Here is a 25047-nt window from a genome sequence, read left to right as displayed (position 1 = left end):
AAAAGAGATAGAATTATATGGAAATCAATGAGTGGTTTGACAAAATAAACAATCTTCCATTAGAGAAAAGCAAATGGTGTTCCTTGGGGACTTTTTATCGAGCATTCATTGAACGGTCCAACTTACTCACTGATGAGTTATTCCCCCACATAAGTATCTCATTAGAAAAGTCATCCTTTCAGTTATATATCATTTCTATCTTTAACAAAAAACACAATACCAATATAAATTACAATGAATTAACTGAAATAATAAAACACAGCCATAGAGATATGAAAGATATTATGGACAATTCATATAAAAACGTTCATGGCTCGGAGGATAACACATACATCACTTCTAATTACAAATATTATTATATCGGTGCTTTATTGTTTGAAAATTATATGAACATGAAAAACAAGTCAGCCATTATCGACATGAAAAAGGCCAAAACAATTGAAAAGAAATATAATGAAATTAAAATAAACATTAATAATGTTGATTCTCAATTTAAAAGATACAAGTTATTAAGCTTAAACGAAAACATTTCAATATGTAATAATAAAGATAGTCAAACAATAGTAGACAAACGAATAGGTGCCCATTTTTGGATACCTGTTCCACGAAAATTATTAACTACACTTCAGGCTTTAATAGATTTAGAGCTTATCACTAACATTTCATTTAGAATAGATAACATAACCGACTACATTCCATTTTTTGAAGACATGGAGTTTGGTTCACCTCTAAAGTTGGATGTGGCAGATCTCCCCTCAGTTTCAAAATTTTATTCTATTGATAACTACGCGAATAGCTTTTGGGTTCATCATGATTCAAGAGAGGGAAGTATCACCTTTGAAGAATTAAGAGATGACTTTCAGATGGTAAATAATGATGTCATTACACAGGTTATTCACCTTGAGTATTTCAACCTTAATAATGCGTTTTATATACAACATTTAGACCATGAATTCATATCCTATACGTTAGAACAATATGAGAAAAAATTATCAGATTCCAAAATTAAAGGCTATAAAAAAACAAAGTCATTTAAAATTGATAATGCCAAAATCCCTTTTATGTTTAAGAACAATAACGAGTTTTTATTATTTCAGATTCTAGACTCATATTTTAAAAATTCCGACTTAATTTCAGAATATTTCAACAACATTCAATAAGGATGTGAGTTTTATTTCAGGGAATAAGATAATAAACCACCACCACAATGCGGGTTGGTAGTGGTTTATTATTTATAGCTGCTAGCTACATTCTTCGCCAAAACACTACATTGTCAGCAAAAATAACCTTACCAGCTACAAATCCTACGATAGCGATTAACGGAAGGCTGATAGTAGCTCCTGCCATACCTGTTGACATACCGCTCAACGCCGATAAACCAAAAGTCAACAGCAAAACAACAGCAGCATACCAGCCGGGATAAGTGCCATATAACACCGTCGCTAAACAGCCTGTACAGACGTGAACCCCACGCTGACTCTCTTTGAAGCAAAACGGGCATTTGATGGTATTGTTTTCCATGATGGCGTCCTTAATTGGCTTTCCAACCATTACTTGTTTTAACGAGATTGATTGCACCATCAGCAGGTTCATTCATCCCTTTAACGTTGGCGAACGCCTTTTTGTCAATCCAGCTCGGAACGTCATTAAGCTTCCATGTATACGATACGCGAACAACCTTCTGACCGCCGTTACCCGGTTCCGTCCATTCCTTAATCTCGTCAACAGCACGACGACCAACACAGGCACCGTCTGCTGTGCTCCAGACTTTGGCTTTTTTGCCTTCCTCTGTTATCCCTAATACGTTCGAATCATAGCCCTGTTCAAAAACCATCAGGCCCTGCTCAACAAAGCCATCGAGGATCACTGAATTGGTCCCTGTGCCAGTCGAATCAAGTCGTGGTTTGGCAAGACGGATGGGGAAGCTGGTGTTATTGTTATCAAGCGAGAAGCAGTATTTGTCCTGCCCAATCTTGGTATTAATCGCTTTCTCAAAATCACCTTTCTCACCACATCCCGCCAGTGCCAGAGCTGCGCCAGCAACGAGTAAAATCTTCTTCATCTGCTTATCCATCCTGATAATCAAAGTGCCTAAATTTTTGACCTAATCCGGTCAGGGCTAGAGTTGTTGCGGGATCCGGCTGATATCACATGGCAAAACCACCGCTTAACCAATTGATAGGATTCAATTTTTTTAACTTCTCGTCATATCGTTTAAAACGATCAAAAACAACCTTATAATAGTTCTTATCTATCATAAATAAATATTTGATCGATAATAACAATTAATTGCCGATCGAAAACGCACAATCAATCGTTATAAACTATCAATAATAAATTATCGATCTTTTATATCGATCATTTTATTGAGATCTGTTCACAAAATGATATGCTTCGCGTAGGTCGTTCAGTAGGATCTGGTGAGGTGGTTATGGAAGTCATCGTCAAGGAAACCGACAGCATTCAAGCAATGTCTGACAGTGCTGTTTTATCATATGTCTATGAACAGTCTGGATTCTCTATTGATCTGAATAAATGTTTTGTGCGGCTATTCAATAATGCATCTGGCATTAATGCCGTATATGACTACAACCAAATCCGGGAAATCAATTACACATTACCAAACACTGATTTCGGTGATGCAGAGATCTGTATTCTCACATCTGGAAGCAACAATGCTTTATGGAAATTTACTGTTAAGTCGGAAGGCAGCGAAAGAGTTTGTGAGAGATGGATTAACATATTTGATGAGCAGATATTTAACAGAATATAAAATAAAACATAAAATGTTAATTCTTTTATAAAGGAAACCGCAAATATATTTGCTTTTTTAAAAATTAATATTTAATTATATACACATGTAATATTTAATAATGAGGTTTATTTATGTCTGGAAAAAATCCATTCTGGAATTATGATTATAATGCAGCACAACGCAACAGAGAGATAGTAGATTCATATCAACAGGCTAATGAGGCCAGACTGAACTCTCAGCAAGCTCAGTTTGAAGCATCTATGGCTAATGACAGGGTTAGTAGAATACAGGTGCAGTTGAATAATACAATCAACAGTCATAAAAAGGCTATTGCTGATTATGAGCAGCGTCTGGAAGAACAAAAAGCAATTTCTTTTAAATTGATCATGAAGGTAAATATATTTGAGAGAACGTTAAATCGCCTTCAAGAGCAATGGCCTGAAAAAAAAGAAAGCATCTTAGACGAAATTCAGCACCAGAAAGATTACTGTTCGGTTGAAGAATACAAAGAGAAATGGTGGAAATGGGTCAATGATGGTGGCCTTACACCAGAAGCTAATTGCTTAAAATTCCCTTACCCAGAGCGCGAGATAAAGAACAAGACATAAGAAGAAACTAAGTATTTTTTCATAACATTCAATTAAATTTCAATAAGACACTTCTCTACTGTGTCTCCTACAAATACGTCTAAAATTCACTCACCTTATGGAACGTTCAATATGACCATCGTTTCTAATCCTCGGTATGTTGTACAGCTAATCGTCCTTCCAAAATATCTTATGAGCAATATTGCTCCCAGTGAAGTTATTAAAGGAAAAATAGATAAATCAGAAATGATCTATATGTATATTATTTACGACACTGTAGGTTTAACATACAAGAACAGCTTTCCTGATGATGAAAAAGCCGCTATTCTGGAATGCTATAAGTTGAACTACAGTAATATTCCCATTTACAAGGCAGAAGTAGCCAAATTCAAAGACGGCTCACCCGATAAACTCAAGGACATATCCCCATACCAAAAAATTGAAGATTCTAATGAGGAATACGACAACCTTCACGACGAGGAAAAAGTGAAATTATTCGAATATTTAGAGAAAGAGCATGGTGTAGAAAATATCTCTCCAGTTAAGCTAAGAAGACCGAGACCTTAAAAATAAGCCTCAGCATAATGGACTGCGCCCCAAAAGTTGGACACCCAACTGATTAAGGTGCATTTTTTTGTGGCAAAGCCAAAATATTCTCTCGAAACCAGATTAGCTGCCGTTAATCATTATCTTGCCGGACACGATGGCGCACGTCGTATCGCTGAACGTTTTGGTGTTGAAGAAACATCATTGCGCAAAAGAGATAAGTTTAGCCCACGACCATGCCATATATACGCTCCATCAATAGGTGGCAACTTTCCTGTAATCATTTGATGTATTTCTTTCGAAGTGCCTTTTTTAAATATATCTTTAGAACAAAAATAACTCATTATTTACGCTCTTTACAAAATAACTTTAAAATCTTTTCTGGATCTATAAGCCGTATAATCCTCTAGTGCTCGAATAAAATTAAGATCACTTTTTGATATTAATGAATGAATAAAAGCATCTAATCTGTTGCATTCACTATAAGAAAAGGAAATATATTTATACAACATAAAATAGTCACTATCGTCATCATAAGATGATACATTATCTTCAAGTGAAAAATAAAAATATCTTGAAATTACAGCTTCTTTAGCATTACCACTAACATAAAAAATATTTTCGCTTGTTATTTTCATACAAACCTCTCTGACTTAACATTACTTTTTTTACGATATTTATCCAAAAAACACCCAATAGAAATAACACAGTTTTCCACTGATGATGGTTATCATCACGCAGATAACAGGTAGAAAAACAAGGTAAAAACGTAAATTTCATCCATAGTTTTTTCTTCATGAGTATTGTTTTTATTGAGATCATCTTTTTACATTTTTTATTTTCCATATTAACCTTATAAATTATTATTTCGTTGCTGCCTGTGTTGATTTTGTCGCATTGATTTTCAGGTTATTCAACATCACCTTATCAACAGGTTGTAGTTGCTGTCCTAATAGAGCTGCTAATAAAATATTTGTGTCTTCTGTTCTTTCTATTAGAAGCATCTGTAATCTTAAATCAATGGCCTGCATTCTTGCCTGCTCATGTGCGGTTTCTTTTTCATCTGTACTGCTGATCTTGACCTGCCATGCATCAGCACCAGTAGTATCCGCATAACGAGAATAGATCTCATATCTCAACATTTCCCATTCCGAAGGTTTAGACGGGAACTCTGCTCCGGGGAATAATGTCGCATACTTGGTTTTCACAGACGCATCAGTCCACGCCTGACTTGCTCCTGCTGTAGAACCAAGTCCAGAGCCTATGTTTACTCCTCTTGAGTTTACTGATACATCACCAGATTTCTTTATTGCCAGAATAGAATCAACAGCATTAGTTCCCGCTGTGCTTCTGGCAACAAAACTTGAGAATGCTGACAGGTATTCGCGTCCTTCTTTCGTATCTTCAAGATTCCTGTCATTTAGCTGCTGTAGCGGTAAATTACCGATTAGATTTCGCTTAGCAGCGTCAGCCACTTTCATCTGTTTAACGTCATATGATTGGTTTGAAACTTTATTCCCCTGAGCATCAGATATGGATAGCGGTGGTGTGGTGAGTGAGGTAGCAGATTTATCTTTATCAGCATATGCACCAATAGCACTACATCCACCTCTGTTGTATTTCACATCCTCGTCAGAACAGACTTCAATTGAGACTCGGCCCATCACGTTATTTTTAGCCTCATTTATACCGGTGCTTGCTCCCGTAAACATTTTCACACTATTTTCAGCTAAAGCAGCTTTAGCTGAGCTTGTGTTTGATCCTGCCGACCCTCTACCTCCTGCTGCTGTAGCTTCCTCACAAGCATTAGCATCAGGAATTCGCTTAAGGATATTTTGCATTCTTTGCTCCTGAATAGCTTGGTTTGCATTGCTTATAACAGAGTTCTTTTGATTCTCATTAGCAGTAATATTAGCCTGTGCAAGTTTGTCATTCATTGAGACTAATGTCTCAATCATTCCATTTCCCATAGATTGAGGGGATGCCCCCATTACGTAAGGTGTCAATACTTCTTCCGTGACGGGCCAGACAGCAAAAGCTGTATTTGAATACAGAACAGAAAAACACAAAATCGAAGTCGCTGCTATTCTTTTTATTTTGAAATTACCATGACTCATCACACACTCCCTTTAATTCATTACATTCTTTATTAATTAATAAATTAAAAATGAATTGTCAATTGTTCTGACTATGCTTAATGATCCCTTATCGTGTTTAAAAAGCATAGATTTTAAAACCAACTCAGATTAATATATTCACTCCTGAATCATCATTAAGAGAATTGCCATGTCGATTTATAATATTTAAACAAATTCGGATGGAGTTTTTTAGCGACGAAAAGAATCAGGGCGTTTCCATTCAAACACTGCAGCATGTCTTGCTTTAGTTCTTTCACTTTTAATCTGATTAGCTTTACGCTGAGAACATATTTGTTCACGAGCAACACCCAGAACTTTTCTTCTCTCTTCTTTGGTAAGATTCTTACCTTTCACTTTCATTGCCTCACACACTGCATCATCAAGAAATTTCTTTTCCGATACTGTCACGCTTCTTAAACGTCCATGCTTATTCATATTTTTATCCATTTGTTTTTTCTCTTTTTTAATCCCGAGATCTGATTTTTTGTTTCCATCTTCAATATTGGTTCCATTAAAACTTCCCTCGTTATTATTTGTTACAGAACCTTCTTCAGTTTCGTTTTTCATTTTTCTGACTCTTTATTATGTAAGTTATCTATTTAATACAATTAAAATTTTGTTTTTTCAAATTAACTCGTTTTTTAAAACCATTTAAAATGCATATTTTCACAAATCACTTTAGATTTATATTTTTTCTGTACTAGTTTTACTATTTAATTTATTTTAAAAGATTTAGGGTTTTAGAGGGAACTCCGTCAGGAGTAGTATGGTTTTTCTAGAGCTTCGCCTCTCCTAATCCGCATATTAAAGTTTCAAAACAATCTCATGATTTTCAAATTTTATACACGTAATAGGACAAGACGCTTCTCATGCTATGACTTAGAATTGCAATACGTTTCCATATTGCGACACCCTTCTGCACTCCCATAGACAACATCATAGCTATAAAAACATTTTCTCGTTTTGCTAAAGAAAATTACACTGCTGTTTTTATAAGCCTTAGATGTGCGCTTCGAGTTGATGTTACGCAGACTCCCCGCTTTGGCATCGACAATAACCTTGAGAATGAATCAAACACTTTCGCTCCTACCTTCTCAGACCCGTACAATCAGGTTTAACGTTATTGCTTTTGAGAACTAGATTAGTTTTTGGAAATGGTATTTGACAGACTTGTAAAAAGTTGAGATTTAGATTTGACAAATATGAAAAGATTATTTAATACTTTATTATATTTGTAGTCATGTTATCTGGTTAACTGATTACAAGGCTTCAAAAGTCGGCAAAACTTTTTTAGTCCTTAAAAAGTCAACTTTGATAAGTTGGCTTTTTTTGTATCTTCATTCTATTTACATCTTAATATTTCATTTGTCAAATATAATATTATAACATACGCAATTGAGCCATGATTTCTACATGGCTCATGTTTGATATTTATGTATGACACTAACCTTATTCCGATATTTCTCCTTTGTTTTCGACATCTTTCTTGATTCTTATTGCCAACTCAACAATTTCTTTCAGATATAACTGGTGGCTGGCAACTTTTTTCAACATTAATGCCCCCAATGACATACCCAGCAAAAGTGCTAATCCAAACATGATAATAGTATTAGTAGAATCCGCATTAGAAAAGTCTCCAATAAATGTTTGACTTAATTTATCAAAGCCAATTGATGCCTGTACTGCCGAATAGCAGAGACCCAATACCGAGAGTACTGCTGTTTTTTCGCCAAAAAAGCTACTAACTCTCATCGTTATTCTATTAATCTTAAGTTGTATCCAGTGAATCGCATACAATAATTCTTTTTCTGAATAATCTAAAAGACGCTTTGCGTTATCTTCATCATGTGATATTTCGCAAATAAAGTCATTAAAAGCTTCTTTCTTCCAATCAATCAAATGTTTTATTCCTAAGATAGGTGGCAATGCCATTATTACTAATCCTATTAGCACCCCTGTAAAATACAACCCAAAAATAACATCTACAACTGTCTCGGTTCTAAAACAACTATTGAATTTATACAAAGCAATGCATAAAGCAAGTAAAGCGATGATAAAAACCCCGAGCCTGACTAATCTACCATGTATTTTATCAACCACTTTATCTGTTTTACTTTTGTATGTATAAGGGGCATATGCCTTCATTTCACCAAGGATCTTTACTATTTGATTGATTCTTAACATGTCATCTCCCGAGTTATAAATCGTATGTATATGAGATATTCCTTTTCTAACATTCAGTTTGACATTCATGAAATGTAGAAACTCTCACTTCGCTAAAGATACCTTGAATACAATCTGCGTTCCAGAAATATGAAGAAAGAACTAATGACAATTAGGAAATGTTGCCCCTCTCAGGTTTAACAACACTCCCGGTAGGGTCTGTTAAAGAACAGCAACACATTCATATTAAACCTACTGAGACTAAGTTAGTTAGTTAGTTAGTTAGTTAGTTAGTTAGTTAGTTAGTTAGTTAGTTAGTTAGTTAGTTAGTTAGTTAGTTAGTTAGTTAGTTAGTTAGTTAGTTAGTTAGTTAGTTAGTTAGTTAGTTAGTTAGTTTATTACTTAGATATATAGATTTTGTTCTTAAATAGATAGGAAAACTATATTTTGTGTAGCAACTCTAAGAGATTGCCCCTGTTGATGATGTATTTATCCTAAAAACACGTCAAAGGCGAAAATACAATAAGGATGAAGGATACAATCCATTAAAAAGAGGACCGAAGCCCTCTAATACCTTTATTCATCATTGACTCGGTTCTTCACTTCCACCAGAAGATCCGCCCCCATCACCTTTACCCGGAGTCTTAAAACTCTCTATAGGAGACGCTTTACTTTGAAGATTTAGTGGCAACAATGGCCTGTTATGCTCGCCAAAAGATACCGCTCTGTTAGCTGCTTTTTGAGCGACATCCATATAGCCAGCAGCTCCCGCTGTATCACCAACAGCATCTGCAGCTTCAGCCGCACTGTAAGCAGAGTTGGCACTTTCAAGGGATTGATATTCATCCTGCTGATCAAGCGGTCCTGCATTACTCATATGGGTGCGGAATGCAGATCCAGTATCACTGGCTCTACTGGAAGCCTGAGCTTTCCCTTGTTGAACTTGTTGCTGCTGTTGAAGCTCACGTTGTTGTTCACGGTCTTTATTCATTTGCCCGTTTCTGATCTGATTACCTAACGCGTTCGAAGAATGTGATAACTGATCTAATACTGTTTTTGCCAGTACTGCCGATTCCACACCTTTTGATGCCGACTGAGCATAACCCGACATGCTCTGACCACTATGAACGCCAAGCCACTTCATAATTTCATCTGGAATAACATGGATCAGCGAAAGCGATTTCTTCACAACCGTAAACATCAGCGCAATGTAAACAGCAATCAGGGCCAGTGATTCTATGATGCTAATCCCGGCGTTGGCTGACATCATACCGAACGCGCCGGAGAACGTTTCATTAATCACCCCACCAAGTATCGGAAGCATCGTATAAGCGGCTATTAGTCCCGTTACCATCAGTGCCGGGCGCATAGTTAACGACAGCACCAGACCATAGCCAGCACCGCCTCGTCCTACAACACCATCTCCGTCTGGATGTAAGTGTGTGATTACCCATAATGGTGCTGCCACCATTGCTTCAAGGCACAGAATCATCCAGCCCACGCAGACACCAAACCACATGACGTATGGCAGCATTGGAATAACAACAGCTAATGTAGCACCAGCAACCCATAGCGGGATCACCAGTGGCATAACGACACCAATTGCACCAAAGGCTCCAGACAACCAGTTTGCAGTAAATGACGTCCATATTCCAAGACCTGCACCAACAACAGCAGAGCCACCTAATAAACTCCACCCGGCGGTACTGAGTGTATCGCCAAGGCCTTTAACGGCTAACAGGGGGTTGATAGCCTGTAAATTTGCTGCCGTTGTATCTGTTGAAAATGCGACGAGTTTTCCTTGTTTTCTGCCATTGATTACGCTTGAACTCAGGAAACCAGCCATTGCGCCAGAAATACTCTTATCTGCTTCACTCTTGAGTGAAGTGATTATTTTACTGGCATCATCTGTTTTAGACCCCTGTCCCCCCTTACCAGTGGTATTGGCTTCTGTTCGGTTTTGCGCATCAATACCATTCGCGTATCTTGATGCCGTCGTCGATCTCGCCATGTCGTGAGACACTTTTGCCATAACAGCATTCAGACTGTTAAAAATATCGCCATAATCCATACTCTGTTGCCCCGCGACAGGAAGATTGTGAGCAGCACCATTTATTGCATCCTGAATGCGGATCAACTTCATACTCCATGCCCCCGCCATGAACCAGCCATCCTTCTGGACGTTATCCTTGAAGTCATCCCACTGGTTGCCTGTAGAAAATGTAGTTCTGACCGCCGTATCGATAACAGAAACGTAGGTAGCAGTTGCACTGTTTATATCAGACTGAATATCAATGTTATTATCAGCGACATATTTTTCTGCCAGCGTCATCATATTGTTATTCAGGGCAATAAAAGCTGCATTATGAGCTTCAACAACGGCTGATATATTGGTTTTGATTTCCTGCGGCATGTAGCTCATATACATTCCACCTGATGCGATAGCCGCCTGTGCCTGAGCTTGAGACTGTTCATCGTAAGACGCTTTAGCCTCTGGGTCTGTCAATGTGATACTTCCACACGCTGATTTGGATACCAGTAAGTTTTTATTCATTTCATTACCAGCATTATTAGCACCGTAATTGTATCGGTATAAATACTTTCCTTTTTCCGACGTCATTTCAAACACAGGCATAACACCGGGAAACAACGCACTCTCATGCGATTTTTTCCATAGCTGGCCTGCCTTCAACATACAAACATTATTGATGAATGCCGTCTTTGCTATGCGGTCAAGCTCCTGATAGGACGCTGACGTGGTGATAACAGCACCATCTGATGGATTTGCGGCATACGTATTCCAGACCGTATCGGCAAGACCTACACCCTGATTTATCAGCCATAACACCATAACCTGAGCTGCACAGAACCCACCGGCTGCGGGAAGTATCATTGCGGTTCCTAACGCTGTCCTGACAGGAAGCCACATAGAGGACCATTTCTTACCCAGCATTTCGCCATCATGCGCCGTTGACATCGTTCCGGCTATTAGCGTGTATGCTGCTAAAATCCCACCAACCAACAAAATGGCACTGTTGAGGATTGTCATTGTGCTGGCTAACGGGCTTTGGGCTAAATTCTCAGGAAATAAAACATCCAAGAACCACAGTTTTGATTTATCCGTATCAGGAACCGTAAATAAATCTGCTGCGTATGCATTTTGCGTAATCAGCAAACACATAAAAAGAATGGCTGCCGGGATGTATCCTATCCTCATTATATCCAAAGAGCGTTGCTCCATTTTTATTTTCATTTTTTCTCCCTTTTTTATGCAACGCACCAAGTGAGTTACATTTTTATATTTTACTTCATCACATCACTGATACTGTTCCATACATCAGAACCTGTTGTGGAGTTTCCATTAACATTAATGCTTCCTCCCGCAGTTGATCCTGTTCCTGTTGAAATGCTACCCCCAGCAATATTCCCCATACCCGGAACATCAAAAGAAACGCTTTCCGATATATTCCCCATAACAGAATTCATTTTTTCTCTGGCAATCGAACAGGCTTTACTTATTGCTGCTTCTTTTGCTTTTCTGATTATAGTATCGAAACTTGGCAGATTTATGCCGATGCTTCCAGTAGGCCATACATCGGTGCAACCAATAGTATCTAATGTACTATTTATGTTTGCCATAAACCCTTCGGCTATGGGTTCCAGTTGAGCTGCATCGATTTTCATTGCGTTGTATTGAGCCTGTTTTACTGCGGTTTCCATAGCGGGTGTGCAAACAGCAGCGTTTGCTGTTGTAGTCATAACTGCGATGAAAAACAGTGAAAATAAAATATATTTTCTTCTATTCATTTTTACTCCTTTATTGATTTTATTTCTCGCCACCTCATATATTTAATTAGCTGTAAATAAAAGGGCTTATTTAATATATATTAAATATTGTAAAAATAATCAATAGAACAGCAACTTTAAATTTGACAATCAATTTATTTTATAGTTAATATTAAAGAGTAAATAAATAATTACTCCAAGATATTGTATTTATACTCTAAAAAGAGACCTGAATACGAAATCAGGTCTCTTTTTATTTTCGTGTCATATAGAATCGGTTGTATAACTTCACATGTAATGCTAATATTGCCCAATAAAAAGCATTGAATATGTTGTTCAGTGCTAAGTTCATCAAAAAGATAATAGCTATAAGGATTCTTACATGGCTAATTCAGGAAGAGAATATGAAGAACTTGTCAGAGATATACAATATTCTTTGTTTAAAGCCGAAAATATTCCTAGCCTTAAAAACATTAATATCGAGAAAAATAAGAAGATAAAAGATCGTTCGGGAATTGAACGAGAATTTGATATATATTGGGAGTTCGAAATTGGAGGTCATACCTATCGTTCGGTTATCGAGTGTAAGGACTATTCCTCCCCGGTATCGATTGAGAAGATAGATGCTTTCATTGGTAAAACTAATGATATTCCGGGACTTAAACTAATCTATGCGACGCGAACGGGGTATCAAAGTGGTGCAAAGATAAAAGCAGAGCAGCATAACATTCAACTGCTTGTTATCAGGGATCAGCAAGAACAAGACTGGGTTGATGAAGATGGCACTCCGTATCTAAAAACAATTCATTTTAAAATGATCGCAAAAACTCTCCCTCAAATAATAAGTTTTAATACAGATATCGATAAGCAATGGTTTCAATCTCAAGAAACTTATACAGAAGAAATGATATTTAATGTTTTCGGTTGTGCATTAAATAATAGCGTATTTATCAATAATATTACAGATAATGAAAGATATAGCATATACGATCTTCAGGAATTACTCCTTACAAAAGTTAAAAATATTGAATATGGAACATACAATTATGACGAAACAATAGAAAATGGTTATATTGAAAATGAAGATGCTTCTATTCAGATAAAAATATCAGGATATAGCTGTACTTACGTCTATAGAAAACCAATGGAAACGACTTCTATCGTTGATTTTTCAGAGCAAGTCAAAGCCATTGTAGAAGATTTTCAAACTGGCAGAAAAAAATGGGTTTTCAATGATGGAAATGTAAGATAAAAATTAGTCTGGCGATTAGTAAAATATAGCCAGAAAGATACTTGCCAGCGTTGTTCCTTCTTCAATCAGAACGGTATGGTGGAAGAAACGGAGAAGAAAGAACGGATCGGTATCGGCTATGACGTTCTGGATGGATAGCAATGGAACGGCAGCGGTTTCATCGTAATTGGATTGAAACCGTAGTATTGCATCGGAACAAAAATTAACTTACCTTCCATCGCTCATCCTCCTCCTGTAGTTATCAGACTAAATATTTTACCAGATCATAGGTTGTTATCGCATTTTGATTTTTACTGATTCATATTCGTTGATGTGATCATTAAAAGTGCTTATTGCTTTGGGCAATGACCTGTTAAGTAATCCATTAACTTCTTGTGATGCTTTTCTGTTTCTGACTACCACGATATATCCAAGAGTCAGATCTTGTCTTATCATTGGATTTAATGGTTCTATTCCTATGCTAATCCCCGTATTTTTATATTTAGCAAACGGATATCCAAGTGAACTATGGATTACAATATTACCGCTATCTGCAAGCCTTGATAACATTCTGTCGCTGTATATTGCTTTTCTTAAATCCTCTAAAACAGGGATATAGTGTTTATCCATGTTTCCTGTTGAAGCTGTAGGCAAGTAGATTTTTGTTTTTATTTTTCTCATGATATTTTCCTGTTATTGTTTTTATTTAATACCATGCAACTAATCATAATATCAAAAATATTTATGGTATTTTGAAAAAAGTTTTATAACATTTGCGATTTTATAGTTTCTTCACTCATCTGCGTGAGTTCTGAAACCAAGCGAATATAAATATTCTTTAACCTGTCTTTATCGCAACGACTTACAGATTCTGATAACAGATAATGACTATAATTATTGACACAAATGTTGTTGCCGTTTTCAAGAGTTAATTTCTATCCAAGTTCTGTATCTTCTACTTTGTTTATAATACAGATCATAAATGGTGTTTTTTCATGGGGATGGAAGAGCGTGATCATTTTGATATTGTTCATTGTATTTTCCTTTTATTATTTTATTACTGCTTAATACTCTATCGTAAGCGTAAAAATCAAATATATCTGTGTTTTCTTCATGCTTTTACTTATTATTTTTAAACTCTTTTTTGAAAAAATCTTTATCTCTGTGCTGACGCACGGCTACGCCCTGACGCTGGTATTTTTATTTTATTCATCTCCTGTCTTTTAAATAAAAAGAAAAGTACTCGATCATTGTTTGATCTCTTTTCCTCATGATGCTGAATTTAGATCCTATGTTTAAACATAGTTTTTCCCTTTAGACATATAGCATTTGCTCTTAAACGTATAGGAAAACTATATCCTTGATAGCAGCACTTCGTGATTGTTGCGAACAATCACTCTGCTGAACAGGGCTTGTCCCTGTTAATATTGGATTTATCCAAAAAAGATCGCGTCGTAGACGCATATAAAGTTAAAGTAAAATTAATCAAGCAGTCCCGATAGTAGCAGCGGTTCGTGATTGTATACAACAACCACTTCGCTGTAATAACATAGTAGGAAAAATAACACAGATGACACCATTGGTGCCATTTTGATAAGGCACCAATCAACTAAAAAGAAGAACTATTTCCAATATTATATTCTTTAAAATGTCATCCAAAGCTTCGCTATTTGAATAATGAAGAAGAAAACTGCTCTCAAGCCAGCTATAGCTTAAAACAAAGTACGCACTCTCGGGAGTTAAAGTCCCGAATCCCGGTACTTAAGTTGATAACTATTCTCAAATAAAAATAATAAAGTGTTATTTGCATATATTCTGTAGCACTACAAGTTTTATACGTAAAAACATCAAGTGTTAGTTATTTTAAAAAATATAAACTTTAAGTATTGACTTGCACGCAAAATATAGTATTTACTTAAATGTATAACTAAAAAAAATAAAGGAGTAAATACCATGATAGAAAATAAGATACAAACGGAAGTAAAGAAATCAAGAAGAGGTCTACCTCGCCATGTAAAAAACCCATTCCTTAATGATACAAATATACATACAAAAACAGGTATCAGACGTATCACAACAGGAAAAGACCGCTTAGCCGTAGTAAATGAAAATACAGGAGAACAGGTTGGGCATGGTGGTTTCTTTCAGTCAATGGAAGTAGACAAGACACAGTTCGTGAAGCTTTATGTGGATGGCGTATCAGCTATTGAGGGTTTATCCTCATCCGGTAAGAAAGTATTTAAGATACTGTATCTTGCTATTAGAGACAATAAAGATACAGATACGATATTAATGTCATTCGATATTGTTGATCAAGAGATTGTAAAAATATCAAGAACGACATATTTCAAAGGGATGAAAGAACTTGCTGACAAGAAATTTATTGCTGAGACCATGATACAGAACTATTATTTTATTAATCCAGACTATATGTTTAATGGTGATCGTTTAACTTTCATGAAAACTTATTACTTGAAGGGCAAAAAGAAAACAGCGAATAATAAAAATTAATTACCAACGGGAAAACAGGTTAAAAAATCGCCGTAATAAACCACGATTACATTAAAGGTATTTTCTTGCCAAGAGAGAAACATCACCAATTTGACACCTGAACCATATCTCGTAATATAAATATATCAACCATTTTAATTACGAGGTATTTCTTATGAGAAAAGTAAAAACAGACAACAGTGATTTAATCGAATACGTAAATACAGTCAAAGAACTAAAAAATCACATTCCAATAGAAGAATACAGAAATGAATATCGTAAACTGCGTTCCGATGATATTCCATTGGTTAAAGCTCAGAAATTTAAGTCTGCCCATACCGAACTTCGCAGGCTGGAAAAAAAGAGAGAATCTCTTATTGAATACTTTATTGATGAGTTAAATCCCATCAGCAGTTCAAAAGCTAACACATCAGCAAGATCAACTGGCAATCTCGATTTATTTAACGAACGCGTGTTATACCGTAAGGCTATTTCAGAAAAGAGTGATGAAGAAATAGTAGCCTTGGTCATAAAACAACGCACAGAAGCCGCTGTTGAGTTCCAGCGTTCAATTGAGCATAGTCTTGAGCAACTATCTCGTATCTCGTCAGAGTTCGAACCAGCAAGCCAAAAGCGCAGGAAAATGTCTCTTTAAAACGACTCTATGCTATTCGTGTGAAATGTGATGTATTAGATTGCTTATGCAATAATGTTTACTATATTATTTACTGACTGTTTTTTTTGATTTTTCCAACAGCACCGTAAGCATTATTTTTATTAATCGCCCATTTTAAAACACCGGATGACATACTATGAGTGAAGCTCTCAAGGCACTGAACAATATTCGTACACTTCGCGCACATGCTCGTGAAACAGATCTGACAACTCTGGAAGAGATGCTGGAAAAGCTCTCTGCTGTCGTTGAAGATCGTCGTGAGGAAGAAAGTGCTGTCCGTAAAGAACAAGAAGAACGTCAGGCTAAACTGGAAGCCTTCCGCCAGAAACTGTTAGAAGATGGTATTGATCCAGCAGAACTCCTTGCTGCTGTTAGTTCATCCCAGCCTAAAGCCAAATCGACACGCACTCCACGCCCTGCTAAATACAAATATACAGATGAAAATGGCAATGAGCAGACTTGGACGGGTCAGGGCCGTACTCCTAAAGCGATAGCTGCTGCCATCGAAGCTGGTAAAACGCTGGAAGACTTTGCGATCTAATCACAATAAAACCGTCAATCTAATTTGGCGGTTTTACTTTCGCTCCATCAGTAATTAACCTGCAACAATAGAGGCGACTACGAACAGGAAGTTGAAATTAATCCATCTCCCCAAATGGCTACAAAATAATGATGATTCATTCCCGAATATTAGAATTATCTCATCTCTTGTTGCTAGCCAATTGTTGTTTGCTTACTGCATCCACACACGCGAACTATTTTTCAAGCATTTATTAAAGTATTCATGTCCATCTTTATTACTGGCAACATGCAACCTTTCACCATTTGTAATATCACGATAGTCAAATCCGATTAAAAAGAAACCTTCTCGGATTTTATAGGGATTAATGTTTATGCGTATAGAATTTTTTTCGGTCCAGTCAATCCACGTATTATCATTACCTTGATGCCAAATCTGAATGCTATGATTATAGAAAGTATTATTAAACGTGGAAAAGTAATGTCGAAATAACTCTTTTTTATCCTTAAATAGGCATTCAATTGCTTTGCGATCTGATTTGATATCAATTAAACTAATATTTTTACCATAATCAACCAAGCCATCTCGAATTACTTTATTTTTAATTATTGATTCCTTTATTTCATGTGATATATGATATGAGAAATCAATAATCTCGTTGCTAAATTTGTTAAACTCGTTATCAGAATAATGACCTGTTGCAATACTAATTGCAGCAGCAATATCCATAGTGGAAAAATGATAGTCACCGGGTTGGAAAAGCGAATTAATCATCCCTCTGAATTCTCTGGCATTCATCAAATCACATGGACTATACCATCCGCGCAGTTTATTTTCATTAACTCTACCGAGAATTTCAATAATATTTTTCTGATATAAATAATGTGAAAGTTTTCTCTTGAATATATAGTGAAATGGGGATGTAATTGTTTCAGATATTTTAAAAATGTCATTTATAATCATTTTAGTTCCCTAGCATCATTCTTAATTATTAGTGCATCAGATAGAATCTGGCTAAACAACACTTAAAAAAGAATTTTTTACTTTTGAAATTAACCTTCCCCATAAGGATGTTTTTTTATCCGTCGGTGATGAATTCGCCCATGAAGGATTCATAAGGTCACTTGGTAGCGAATATTTATGATCATCCTCATCAACGACTACAGCATGTAGCTTCTCAGCTATCTGCAACATTTTACAGTAAAGGGCTTCGTCAGGATGTTTTGTTGAAATCCTTCCATCATTCCAATCAAGCCAAGGTTCATCGAGTTCACAATGCCCACTCCATGTAGCAAAAAAATCACCGTTCTTGTTATCTATAGATAGTTCTTTATCATCATTAACAAGCTGGAGCCATTCTTCACTACTGATTGGAGCACTTGCGCTATCGAACCAATGTTCCGTTCTTACAATGTGAAGCTCCCAGCCCATAACCACCTCCATTTTTTTGATATAGATACGTTATTATACAGAACACTTATCAGTCAATGAGATCTTCTGGCGAGACTCGGTCACACGCCATCTTCTCAAGCATTCTTTGTAATCTTTTCATTTTCAACTTACGCGCTTTTTTCTCACCAATCTCCTGATAGTATTCTTCACGACGTTCGTTAACCACGCTCCTGAACTTTTTCAAAAGCTGTTCAAGTGTTTTGATGTCAGTAGTTGCGGCTTCCGCTTGGATTTTTTTATACATATACATCACATGAAATTCATCAATCATTTTTTTGCTCCTTGGACAGACAAATAAGATTTGTTATCAGCCCCAAGAAGGGGCCGATAGACATCAGAACATATCAACATATTGATTCCGCCAGAACCGTATAATGCATTTTGGCTAATGCCTGCTTAACCCCTTTAAAATCTACCTCAGACAGTTTTTCAGCAGCATTCTTTTTCCATGCTTTTTTCAGAAGATGCTTTTCAGCATTTCTCATCGCCAGATCGATTAGCTTACAAACAAACTCATGATCCATTACATGCGTTATAATCATATTACTGGTCGTTTTATCCTTTGAGTTAAAAAGCTCCGCATAGATATGCAAGGACACAACATAAAAGACTTCAGTAGTTTTATTTTTAAATGTATTCATTTTTATTTCCTCTTTAGTTTAATATTGGAATAGAAAAATATTTGTATAAGTATTAGCGGTATACACACTTATAGATAATCCAAAGCTGACGAAGGTGTTGTTTTACCTTACAGTGGCTTACCTCTCCATAAATCCGATTTCTTTGGTCTTCTTCTGTGTCATCGTAAAAATGACATCTCGTTTTTTTAATGATACTTTCCATAATGTCATTCATATTGTATTTATTGTTGAGAAAATAATAAAAATCATCTGGTGCATTCCTCCGCAATCCGTCCATATAGCTCCTGAAATAACATTCGGCTTGTTCAATAAACTGTTTTGTCGTAATAAGCTCTATCTTCATATTTTTCTCCATTATTGTTTAGAATAATAAGATACCCTGAGCGAACAGATATCTGTTCGACACGAGATCTTGTTTCTGTTTTTATGCTGCGTTCTGGCGTGAGTGTCGAATAGCCGCTTCAATCCATTCATCAATCTCACTTTCAACAAAAGCGACACACCTCGGACCTATTTTTACTCTGTCTGGAAAGTTTCCTTCCTTAATACGTTCATATAAAGTCGTGCGACTAAATCCCACTCGATTTAAAACATCAGGAACGCGGATAAATCGTTTTACGCTGGTTTCACTATTTTCTTTCATTGTCTGTCCTCTATTATTGTAAGTAATCTCTATGAGATTTCGCTTTTCTCTATGTTGTTTCGACGTGAACAATGATAGCGATTTTGCTTATGGTAATTTAGGGGCGTTCATAAAAGAATTTTATGAAAAAATAGAAGGGAGGTGAATGGAAAAAGATTCGTTAATGCTGAATGCGATCACGTTCGCACGGAGCGAACGTAACCCTTTTTACTTGGCTTATTTTTTCTTATTCCTGTCGTCTTCTACATGCTTTTCAACAGGGGAGTCTTTCAAGTGATTGTTTTCCATCATGTAATCTTCAAGCGATTTCAGATAGCTCGCATCCGTCAGAAAAGCCATTGCTAACGGGTAGTCCGTTGCCTTTAGCATTCCTTCATCACGATCGTTGTCGCTGTCCTCGTGAAGCAGCGAGGAAATCAGTGAAAGCGGGATTTTAATGCCGTTATCTTCTCCCCAGAAGATCAGGTCCATCATCGGGATAAGACGATATTCAATAATTTTTCTGAATGTGCTTTTCCCAAAACGATACTCTCTTGGCGCTGGAGACTTCATCTTAAGCTGTCTCTTCCATCGGGGGATCAACACTTTCAGATGTTCAATGATCTCTTCGGTTGATGCTTCTTCCAGATGAATATCGACAGTAATACGTGAAAGATTATTAAGGGATGTCTCTTTCAGATACTCGGACAGAAATTCAGACTGGCTTAACCCAGAGAGTTCAGGCGTGGCTTCGGTTAATGCCAGCGTTTTCGCATAAAATTGCGCGTGGCTTCGTGTCGTAGGATTTACTGCGTAGGTTCTGGCAAGCTCATGTCCAAGAGTAGCGGTATCACCACTGAAAAAGATTTCACCGCTGAGGATCTTGTTGCGGTAATCATCCAGCATTAATCGGTTAAAGGTAGGTATGGTGTTCCGGCTCAACAACATTCTGTAAGCCAAGATGCGCCGCTCAACCTCAACATAAAACTGCTGTAAGGTAAGTTTCTCTATCGCCTCATAGCGTTCCACATCAAACCATGCTTCCAGTGCTTTCCTGATTTCACTTCTTTTCATCCATCCTCCAACAATCCATTTCCTTTGATATATCTTCACAGGATCCGTTTGGAACAATTGAAGTTCAACTGTTTTGTCATCAGAGACGGGGGAATGGCTAAGTTGTTGTTAAGAGTGTGAACTCGAGAGCATAAAAGTGGATGCCCGACGCGCGGCAAAATGGTAAAAAACAGCATCAGTAGTAAGAAAAATTGAGCGAGAGAAAGGAATTTTAATGCAGGGATTTATGCATGACAAAATCAAAAATGCTTTGTAAGTAATTGATTTTGTTGAATGATTGGCGGAGAGAGGGGGATTTGAACCCCCGGTAGAGTTGCCCCTACTCCGGTTTTCGAGACCGGTCCGTTCAGCCGCTCCGGCATCTCTCCGTTCAGATGGTTGCCATGATGCCAGGAAATTTGGCATTTTAACAGTCCCTGTCCGTGCAATTTTGTTCAAGTGACGAGTTTGCGAGCAAAACGATGATTAAGTGGCCCTGGAAAGTACAAGAATCAGCACATCAAACTGCCCTTCCCTGGCAGGAAGCACTATCGATCCCCCTTTTAACGTGTCTGACAGAACAGGAACAAAGCAAATTGGTCGCTCTTGCCGAACGTTTTTTACAGCAAAAACGGCTTGTTCCTTTACAGGGCTTTGAGCTGAATTCATTAAGAAGCTGCCGGATAGCACTTCTATTTTGCCTGCCCGTTCTGGAGTTAGGACTGGAATGGCTGGATGGTTTTCATGAAGTCTTAATTTATCCTGCGCCATTTGTGGTCGATGATGAATGGGAAGACGATATCGGTCTGGTGCATAACCAACGTATTGTTCAGTCAGGTCAGAGCTGGCAGCAAGGGCCTATCGTTTTGAACTGGTTGGATATACAAGATTCTTTTGATGCTTCTGGTTTTAACCTGATTATTCATGAAGTCGCTCATAAGCTGGACACCCGTAACGGCGATCGCGCCAGCGGAGTTCCCTTTATTTCGTTGCGTGAGGTTGCTGGCTGGGAACACGATCTTCATGCTGCAATGAACAACATTCAGGAAGAAATCGAATTAGTTGGTGAGAATGCGGCGAGCATTGATGCTTATGCTGCCAGTGATCCTGCTGAATGTTTTGCCGTACTTTCTGAATATTTCTTTAGCGCCCCAGAACTTTTTGCTCCTCGTTTCCCTTCATTGTGGCAACGTTTCTGTCAATTTTATCAACAAGATCCTTTGCAGAGACTGCATCACGCTAATGATACAGACTCGTTTTCGGCGACGAATGTTCATTAATTAACAACTTTGCAGATTAATTAACCAATTGAAATGGCTTATGAAATTTAGTGTTGACAGACAAGGTACCGCTAAGTAATATGCGCCCCGTTCTCACGATTCCTCTGTAGTTCAGTCGGTAGAACGGCGGACTGTTAATCCGTATGTCACTGGTTCGAGTCCAGTCAGAGGAGCCAATTTTCTGTTTTCTTGCATCCTTGCGAATCTTTATCTGATGTTGATTCAACAGGTTAGTGTGAAAACTCTTCTCGGTGCATTTTGATTTTACCCTACGCATCGGGAAAAATTGGTGGTCAAATCTGGGGTCAGGTTAGTTCGATAATGGAGTGACCCCCATATATCCCTTACCGACGTAAAAATCCGCACCCTCAAGCCTTCTGATAAACCCTTTAAAGTCTCCGATTCTCACGGTCTGTATCTGCTGGTCAAGCCGGGTGGCTCCCGCCACTGGTATCTCAAATACCGTATTAGCGGTAAAGAATCCCGCATTGCGCTGGGTGCCTATCCAGCCATCTCCCAGTCTGATGCGCGACAGCAACGTGAAGGTATCCGTAAAATGCTGGCGCTGAATATCAACCCGGTACAGCAGCGGGCTGCTGTACGTGGCTCACGAACACCGGAGAAAGTTTTTAAAAACGTGGCGCTGGCGTGGCATAAAAGTAACAGGAAATGGTCGCAGAACACCGCCGACCGTCTGCTTGCCAGTCTGAACAATCACATCTTTCCGGTCATCGGGAACCTACCTGTATCAGAACTTAAACCCCGTCATTTCATTGACCTGCTGAAAGGGATCGAGGAAAAAGGTCTGCTGGAGGTTGCGTCCCGCACACGGCAGCACCTGAGTAACATAATGCGCCATGCGGTCCATCAGGAGTTAATCGATACGAACCCTGCAGCAAACCTTGGCGGCGTGACCACACCTCCTGTCAGACGGCACTATCCTGCCCTGCCGCTGGAGCGGCTGCCTGAACTGCTTGAACGTATTGGGGCATATCATCAGGGCCGTGAACTGACCCGGCATGCCGTTCTGCTGATGCTGCATGTGTTCATTCGCTCCAGTGAACTGCGTTTCGCCCGCTGGTCAGAGATTGATTTCACAAACCGAGTCTGGACGATACCCGCGACGCGAGAACCCATTATTGGCGTGCGTTATTCCGGCCGCGGGGCAAAAATGCGAATGCCGCATATCGTCCCCCTCTCAGAACAGTCCATCGCCATTCTGAAACAGATTAAGGATATCACCGGTAATAATGAACTGATCTTCCCCGGCGACCATAACCCGTATAAGCCAATGTGTGAAAACACGGTCAATAAGGCACTGCGGGTGATGGGTTACGACACGAAAAAGGATATCTGCGGTCACGGCTTCCGGGCAATGGCATGCAGTGCGCTGATGGAATCGGGTTTATGGGCAAAGGACGCAGTAGAACGCCAGATGAGTCATCAGGAGCGCAATACCGTGCGCATGGCTTATATTCATAAGGCAGAGCACCTGGAAGCCCGCAAAGCGATGATGCAGTGGTGGTCGGATTATCTGGAAGCATGCCGAGAATCTTATGCACCGCCTTATACAATTGGTAAAAATAAGTTTATCCCATAGTATACTAACGAATCCCACACTCTGGCAAATTACCACCACCTCCACAGGAGGTGGTTCTATATAGACTTTTATCAACTTCATGACGAAAAACACCTATTTTATCCCAAAAGAAGACAATAGAGTCACAGAGGAATCAAAGAGCGACTCAATTGTCTTTGGACAATCTGGTTGTGAGGTTAGAAAACAGTTACTCCTACACCATTAAATAGGGCGCAATGCTCGCTAATTTCTCCCGGGTTTCTGTCAGTTCGCGTTCCGGCGTAGATTGCGCGATGATTCCCGCCCCCGCCTGTATCCAGCAGCGCTGGCTATCCTGAAATACGGAACGCAGAACTAGAGCCGCATCAAAGCGCGTATCGTCCAGCAGCAGGATTGCGCCGGAATAAAGCTCTCGCGGCGTCTTCTCAATTTGCATAATCGCGTTCAGAGCAGCATTTTTAGGGATACCTGAGGCGGTAATCGACGGAAACAGCACGGTAAACGCATCCCAGGCATCCTTGTTTTCCGCAAGCTGACCGCTCACGCCAGACCCCAGATGCTGAACGCTGCCGCGCTGGCGAACCGACATTAAATCTTCAACCACCACGCTGCCCGGCTGGCAAACGGCCTCCAGTTCAGCAATAGCTTCTTTGACAGAAAGGATATGCTCAAGCACCTCTTTACTGTCGTGCAGCAGTTCTGCCTCTTTCGCCTTATTATGCTCCGGGTTTCCCATGCGATCGCGGGTGCCCGCAAGCGGTTCAGTGACCACTTTATTGCCCGTCACTGACATCACCAGTTCCGGGCTAAAGCCCAGCGCTTCGCGTCCTTCCTGACGGAACATAAACGAGCGCACAGGCGTGTTTGCCTGCCGCCCGTATAACAGCGTGGCGGGCATATCAATCCGCGATGGCAGGGGAATGGCGCGCGAGACAATCACTTTGACATACTCGCCACGGCGGATCTCCGCAACGGCGCGCGCAACCTGTTGTTTATATGCCTCACCATTGAGGGCGGTATCCACCGCCAGTGGTGCGTTCTGCGTCGTTGTACCGGCCTCTTTTACCCACTCGCACAAACGTCGGCACCCGTCGGCGGAGTCCGCATAAACGGTGACATTTCCCTTTTCAAAAATAAGTTCTTCACGGGGAACGGTTAACGTCAGCAGCGGCCACTCCCCGGCGTTAAAGGCAATCCCCCGCGCATGCGCCGCAAAGTTGAACCCAACCTGTCCATATACCCGACGTCCTTTCACCTGAGGATGCGCCATAAAACGACGCGCGCAGTCGGCAATGGAATCCACCGCCCATTTTTGCTCCCCGGCATCATCAATAAATGTCGCCTGCGTTCCGTCGGCATTAATGTGCAGCCGTGCCTGGCACCCTTTGCCTAAATACCAACAGGGTTGACGCTCATAGACATAACACTCTTCTTCTACGAACTGGCGTAAAACGCCAGAAATCGTCGGTAGCCATTGTTCCTCTGGTAACGCCAGATGTAGAAATTCACTGATTTTCATCCCTTACCT

28 protein-coding genes, 2 tRNA genes and 2 pseudogenes are annotated in these 25047 nt (G+C 38.9%); 12 read left to right on the top strand and 20 right to left on the bottom strand.

From position 1 onward, the window contains the following. Positions 1 to 17: 17 nt before the first annotated feature. Positions 18 to 1160: a hypothetical protein gene (locus C4F37_RS05005; RefSeq protein WP_001773953.1), complete on the top strand. Its 1143-nt coding sequence runs from the start codon at positions 18 to 20 to the stop codon at positions 1158 to 1160. An 85-nt stretch (positions 1161 to 1245) separates the two neighbouring features. On the opposite strand, the gene C4F37_RS05000 is transcribed toward C4F37_RS05005, so the two are convergent. Both C4F37_RS05000 and C4F37_RS04995 read right to left on the bottom strand, forming a co-directional pair. Then, entirely contained in the window at positions 1246 to 1521 is a 276-nt protein-coding gene (locus C4F37_RS05000; protein ID WP_001773954.1) for a hypothetical protein, read from the bottom strand. A gap of 10 nt (positions 1522 to 1531) precedes the next feature. After that, positions 1532 to 2062, bottom strand: a complete 531-nt coding sequence (locus C4F37_RS04995) for a lipoprotein (RefSeq protein WP_001773955.1) — start codon at positions 2060 to 2062, stop codon at positions 1532 to 1534. A 369-nt stretch (positions 2063 to 2431) separates the two neighbouring features. Between C4F37_RS04995 and C4F37_RS04990 the strand changes: the two genes are divergently transcribed. The 4 genes from C4F37_RS04990 (at position 2432) to C4F37_RS04975 (ending at position 4176) form a co-directional block, all read left to right on the top strand. Next, the gene (locus C4F37_RS04990; protein ID WP_001773956.1) at positions 2432 to 2773 is read left to right on the top strand and encodes a hypothetical protein; all 342 of its coding nucleotides are present in this window, start codon (positions 2432 to 2434) and stop codon (positions 2771 to 2773) included. Between the two features lie 113 nt (positions 2774 to 2886). Beyond that, positions 2887 to 3363, top strand: a complete 477-nt coding sequence (locus C4F37_RS04985; RefSeq protein ID WP_001773957.1) for a hypothetical protein — start codon at positions 2887 to 2889, stop codon at positions 3361 to 3363. Between the two features lie 111 nt (positions 3364 to 3474). Further along, positions 3475 to 3909, top strand: coding sequence for a hypothetical protein (locus C4F37_RS04980; protein WP_001773958.1), 435 nt, complete (start codon positions 3475 to 3477; stop codon positions 3907 to 3909). Between the two features lie 69 nt (positions 3910 to 3978). Next, positions 3979 to 4176 (top strand): transposase, encoded by a 198-nt coding sequence (locus tag C4F37_RS04975; RefSeq protein WP_077572384.1) that lies wholly within the window; start codon positions 3979 to 3981, stop codon positions 4174 to 4176. Between the two features lie 68 nt (positions 4177 to 4244). On the opposite strand, the gene C4F37_RS04970 is transcribed toward C4F37_RS04975, so the two are convergent. The 6 genes from C4F37_RS04970 to C4F37_RS04940 all read right to left on the bottom strand — a co-directional run bounded on the left by C4F37_RS04970 (position 4245) and on the right by C4F37_RS04940 (position 11996). After that, the gene (locus C4F37_RS04970; protein WP_001773959.1) at positions 4245 to 4526 is read right to left on the bottom strand and encodes a hypothetical protein; all 282 of its coding nucleotides are present in this window, start codon (positions 4524 to 4526) and stop codon (positions 4245 to 4247) included. A gap of 225 nt (positions 4527 to 4751) precedes the next feature. After that, the gene (locus tag C4F37_RS04960) at positions 4752 to 6005 is read right to left on the bottom strand and encodes a hypothetical protein (RefSeq protein WP_001773961.1); all 1254 of its coding nucleotides are present in this window, start codon (positions 6003 to 6005) and stop codon (positions 4752 to 4754) included. A gap of 210 nt (positions 6006 to 6215) precedes the next feature. After that, the gene (locus C4F37_RS04955; RefSeq protein WP_001773962.1) at positions 6216 to 6593 is read right to left on the bottom strand and encodes a hypothetical protein; all 378 of its coding nucleotides are present in this window, start codon (positions 6591 to 6593) and stop codon (positions 6216 to 6218) included. Between the two features lie 882 nt (positions 6594 to 7475). Continuing rightward, positions 7476 to 8210 (bottom strand): hypothetical protein, encoded by a 735-nt coding sequence (locus C4F37_RS04950; protein WP_001773963.1) that lies wholly within the window; start codon positions 8208 to 8210, stop codon positions 7476 to 7478. Positions 8211 to 8772: 562 nt separating this feature from the next. Next, on the bottom strand, positions 8773 to 11406 hold the full coding sequence (locus C4F37_RS04945; RefSeq protein WP_125105690.1) for a DotA/TraY family protein: 2634 nt from the start codon (positions 11404 to 11406) through the stop codon (positions 8773 to 8775). A gap of 86 nt (positions 11407 to 11492) precedes the next feature. Then, complete coding sequence (locus tag C4F37_RS04940) at positions 11493 to 11996, bottom strand: hypothetical protein (protein WP_001773967.1); 504 nt, start codon at positions 11994 to 11996, stop codon at positions 11493 to 11495. Positions 11997 to 12357: 361 nt separating this feature from the next. On the opposite strand from C4F37_RS04940, the gene C4F37_RS04935 reads away from it, so the two are divergent. Continuing rightward, positions 12358 to 13227 (top strand): restriction endonuclease, encoded by an 870-nt coding sequence (locus tag C4F37_RS04935; protein WP_001608367.1) that lies wholly within the window; start codon positions 12358 to 12360, stop codon positions 13225 to 13227. 24 nt (positions 13228 to 13251) lie between these two features. Here C4F37_RS04935 and C4F37_RS28350 read toward each other — a convergent pair. The 3 genes and pseudogenes from C4F37_RS28350 to C4F37_RS28215 form a co-directional block, all read right to left on the bottom strand. Next, a pseudogene (locus C4F37_RS28350) lies at positions 13252 to 13445 on the bottom strand (hypothetical protein); the annotation flags it as partial. 55 nt (positions 13446 to 13500) lie between these two features. Continuing rightward, positions 13501 to 13887, bottom strand: a complete 387-nt coding sequence (locus C4F37_RS04925; protein ID WP_001773968.1) for a hypothetical protein — start codon at positions 13885 to 13887, stop codon at positions 13501 to 13503. Positions 13888 to 13970: 83 nt separating this feature from the next. Beyond that, a pseudogene (locus C4F37_RS28215) lies at positions 13971 to 14240 on the bottom strand (hypothetical protein). Positions 14241 to 15159: 919 nt separating this feature from the next. On the opposite strand from C4F37_RS28215, the gene C4F37_RS04915 reads away from it, so the two are divergent. The 3 genes from C4F37_RS04915 to C4F37_RS04905 all read left to right on the top strand — a co-directional run bounded on the left by C4F37_RS04915 (position 15160) and on the right by C4F37_RS04905 (position 16913). Further along, positions 15160 to 15717: a replication/maintenance protein RepL gene (locus C4F37_RS04915; protein ID WP_001764630.1), complete on the top strand. Its 558-nt coding sequence runs from the start codon at positions 15160 to 15162 to the stop codon at positions 15715 to 15717. Between the two features lie 154 nt (positions 15718 to 15871). Beyond that, positions 15872 to 16351 (top strand): DUF4756 family protein, encoded by a 480-nt coding sequence (locus C4F37_RS04910; RefSeq protein WP_001773970.1) that lies wholly within the window; start codon positions 15872 to 15874, stop codon positions 16349 to 16351. 157 nt (positions 16352 to 16508) lie between these two features. Next, entirely contained in the window at positions 16509 to 16913 is a 405-nt protein-coding gene (locus C4F37_RS04905) for an H-NS family histone-like protein (protein ID WP_001773971.1), read from the top strand. Positions 16914 to 17105: 192 nt separating this feature from the next. On the opposite strand, the gene C4F37_RS04900 is transcribed toward C4F37_RS04905, so the two are convergent. The 8 genes from C4F37_RS04900 to C4F37_RS04865 form a co-directional block, all read right to left on the bottom strand. After that, positions 17106 to 17855 carry a hypothetical protein gene (locus C4F37_RS04900; protein ID WP_001773972.1) on the bottom strand — a complete coding sequence of 250 codons (750 nt, stop codon included), beginning with the start codon at positions 17853 to 17855 and terminating at the stop codon, positions 17106 to 17108. A 51-nt stretch (positions 17856 to 17906) separates the two neighbouring features. Next, complete coding sequence (locus C4F37_RS04895) at positions 17907 to 18323, bottom strand: hypothetical protein (protein WP_001773973.1); 417 nt, start codon at positions 18321 to 18323, stop codon at positions 17907 to 17909. A gap of 49 nt (positions 18324 to 18372) precedes the next feature. Continuing rightward, the gene (locus tag C4F37_RS04890) at positions 18373 to 18615 is read right to left on the bottom strand and encodes an H-NS family histone-like protein (protein ID WP_001773974.1); all 243 of its coding nucleotides are present in this window, start codon (positions 18613 to 18615) and stop codon (positions 18373 to 18375) included. 73 nt (positions 18616 to 18688) lie between these two features. Next, positions 18689 to 18985: a hypothetical protein gene (locus C4F37_RS04885; protein WP_001773975.1), complete on the bottom strand. Its 297-nt coding sequence runs from the start codon at positions 18983 to 18985 to the stop codon at positions 18689 to 18691. 52 nt (positions 18986 to 19037) lie between these two features. Beyond that, complete coding sequence (locus C4F37_RS04880) at positions 19038 to 19328, bottom strand: hypothetical protein (protein WP_001773976.1); 291 nt, start codon at positions 19326 to 19328, stop codon at positions 19038 to 19040. Between the two features lie 81 nt (positions 19329 to 19409). Next, positions 19410 to 19628, bottom strand: coding sequence for a helix-turn-helix transcriptional regulator (locus tag C4F37_RS04875; protein ID WP_001773977.1), 219 nt, complete (start codon positions 19626 to 19628; stop codon positions 19410 to 19412). A 216-nt stretch (positions 19629 to 19844) separates the two neighbouring features. Then, a complete protein-coding gene (locus C4F37_RS04870) occupies positions 19845 to 20681 on the bottom strand; it encodes a DUF6387 family protein (protein ID WP_001773978.1) in 837 nt (278 codons plus the stop codon). Between the two features lie 278 nt (positions 20682 to 20959). Next, a tRNA-Ser gene (locus C4F37_RS04865) sits at positions 20960 to 21049 on the bottom strand. Between the two features lie 93 nt (positions 21050 to 21142). Between C4F37_RS04865 and mtfA the strand changes: the two genes are divergently transcribed. The 3 genes from mtfA (at position 21143) to C4F37_RS04850 (ending at position 23540) form a co-directional block, all read left to right on the top strand. Next, positions 21143 to 21940 (top strand): DgsA anti-repressor MtfA, encoded by a 798-nt coding sequence (mtfA, locus tag C4F37_RS04860; RefSeq protein WP_001325918.1) that lies wholly within the window; start codon positions 21143 to 21145, stop codon positions 21938 to 21940. A gap of 100 nt (positions 21941 to 22040) precedes the next feature. After that, positions 22041 to 22116: transfer RNA gene (locus C4F37_RS04855), tRNA-Asn, on the top strand. Between the two features lie 161 nt (positions 22117 to 22277). Next, on the top strand, positions 22278 to 23540 hold the full coding sequence (locus tag C4F37_RS04850; protein WP_024193506.1) for a tyrosine-type recombinase/integrase: 1263 nt from the start codon (positions 22278 to 22280) through the stop codon (positions 23538 to 23540). Between the two features lie 193 nt (positions 23541 to 23733). Here the strand turns inward: C4F37_RS04850 and ybtS are convergent, their stop codons facing one another. Next, a complete protein-coding gene (gene ybtS, locus C4F37_RS04845) occupies positions 23734 to 25038 on the bottom strand; it encodes a yersiniabactin biosynthesis salicylate synthase Irp9/YbtS (RefSeq protein ID WP_000703047.1) in 1305 nt (434 codons plus the stop codon). Between the last annotated feature and the right edge of the window lie 9 nt (positions 25039 to 25047).

It is taken from the genome of Escherichia sp. R1 (assembly GCF_003000935.1).
Taxonomy (GTDB): Bacteria; Pseudomonadota; Gammaproteobacteria; order Enterobacterales; family Enterobacteriaceae; genus Escherichia; species Escherichia coli.
Note: the sequence above shows the minus strand (reverse complement) of the source record. Positions and strands in the feature narration are given on the sequence as shown.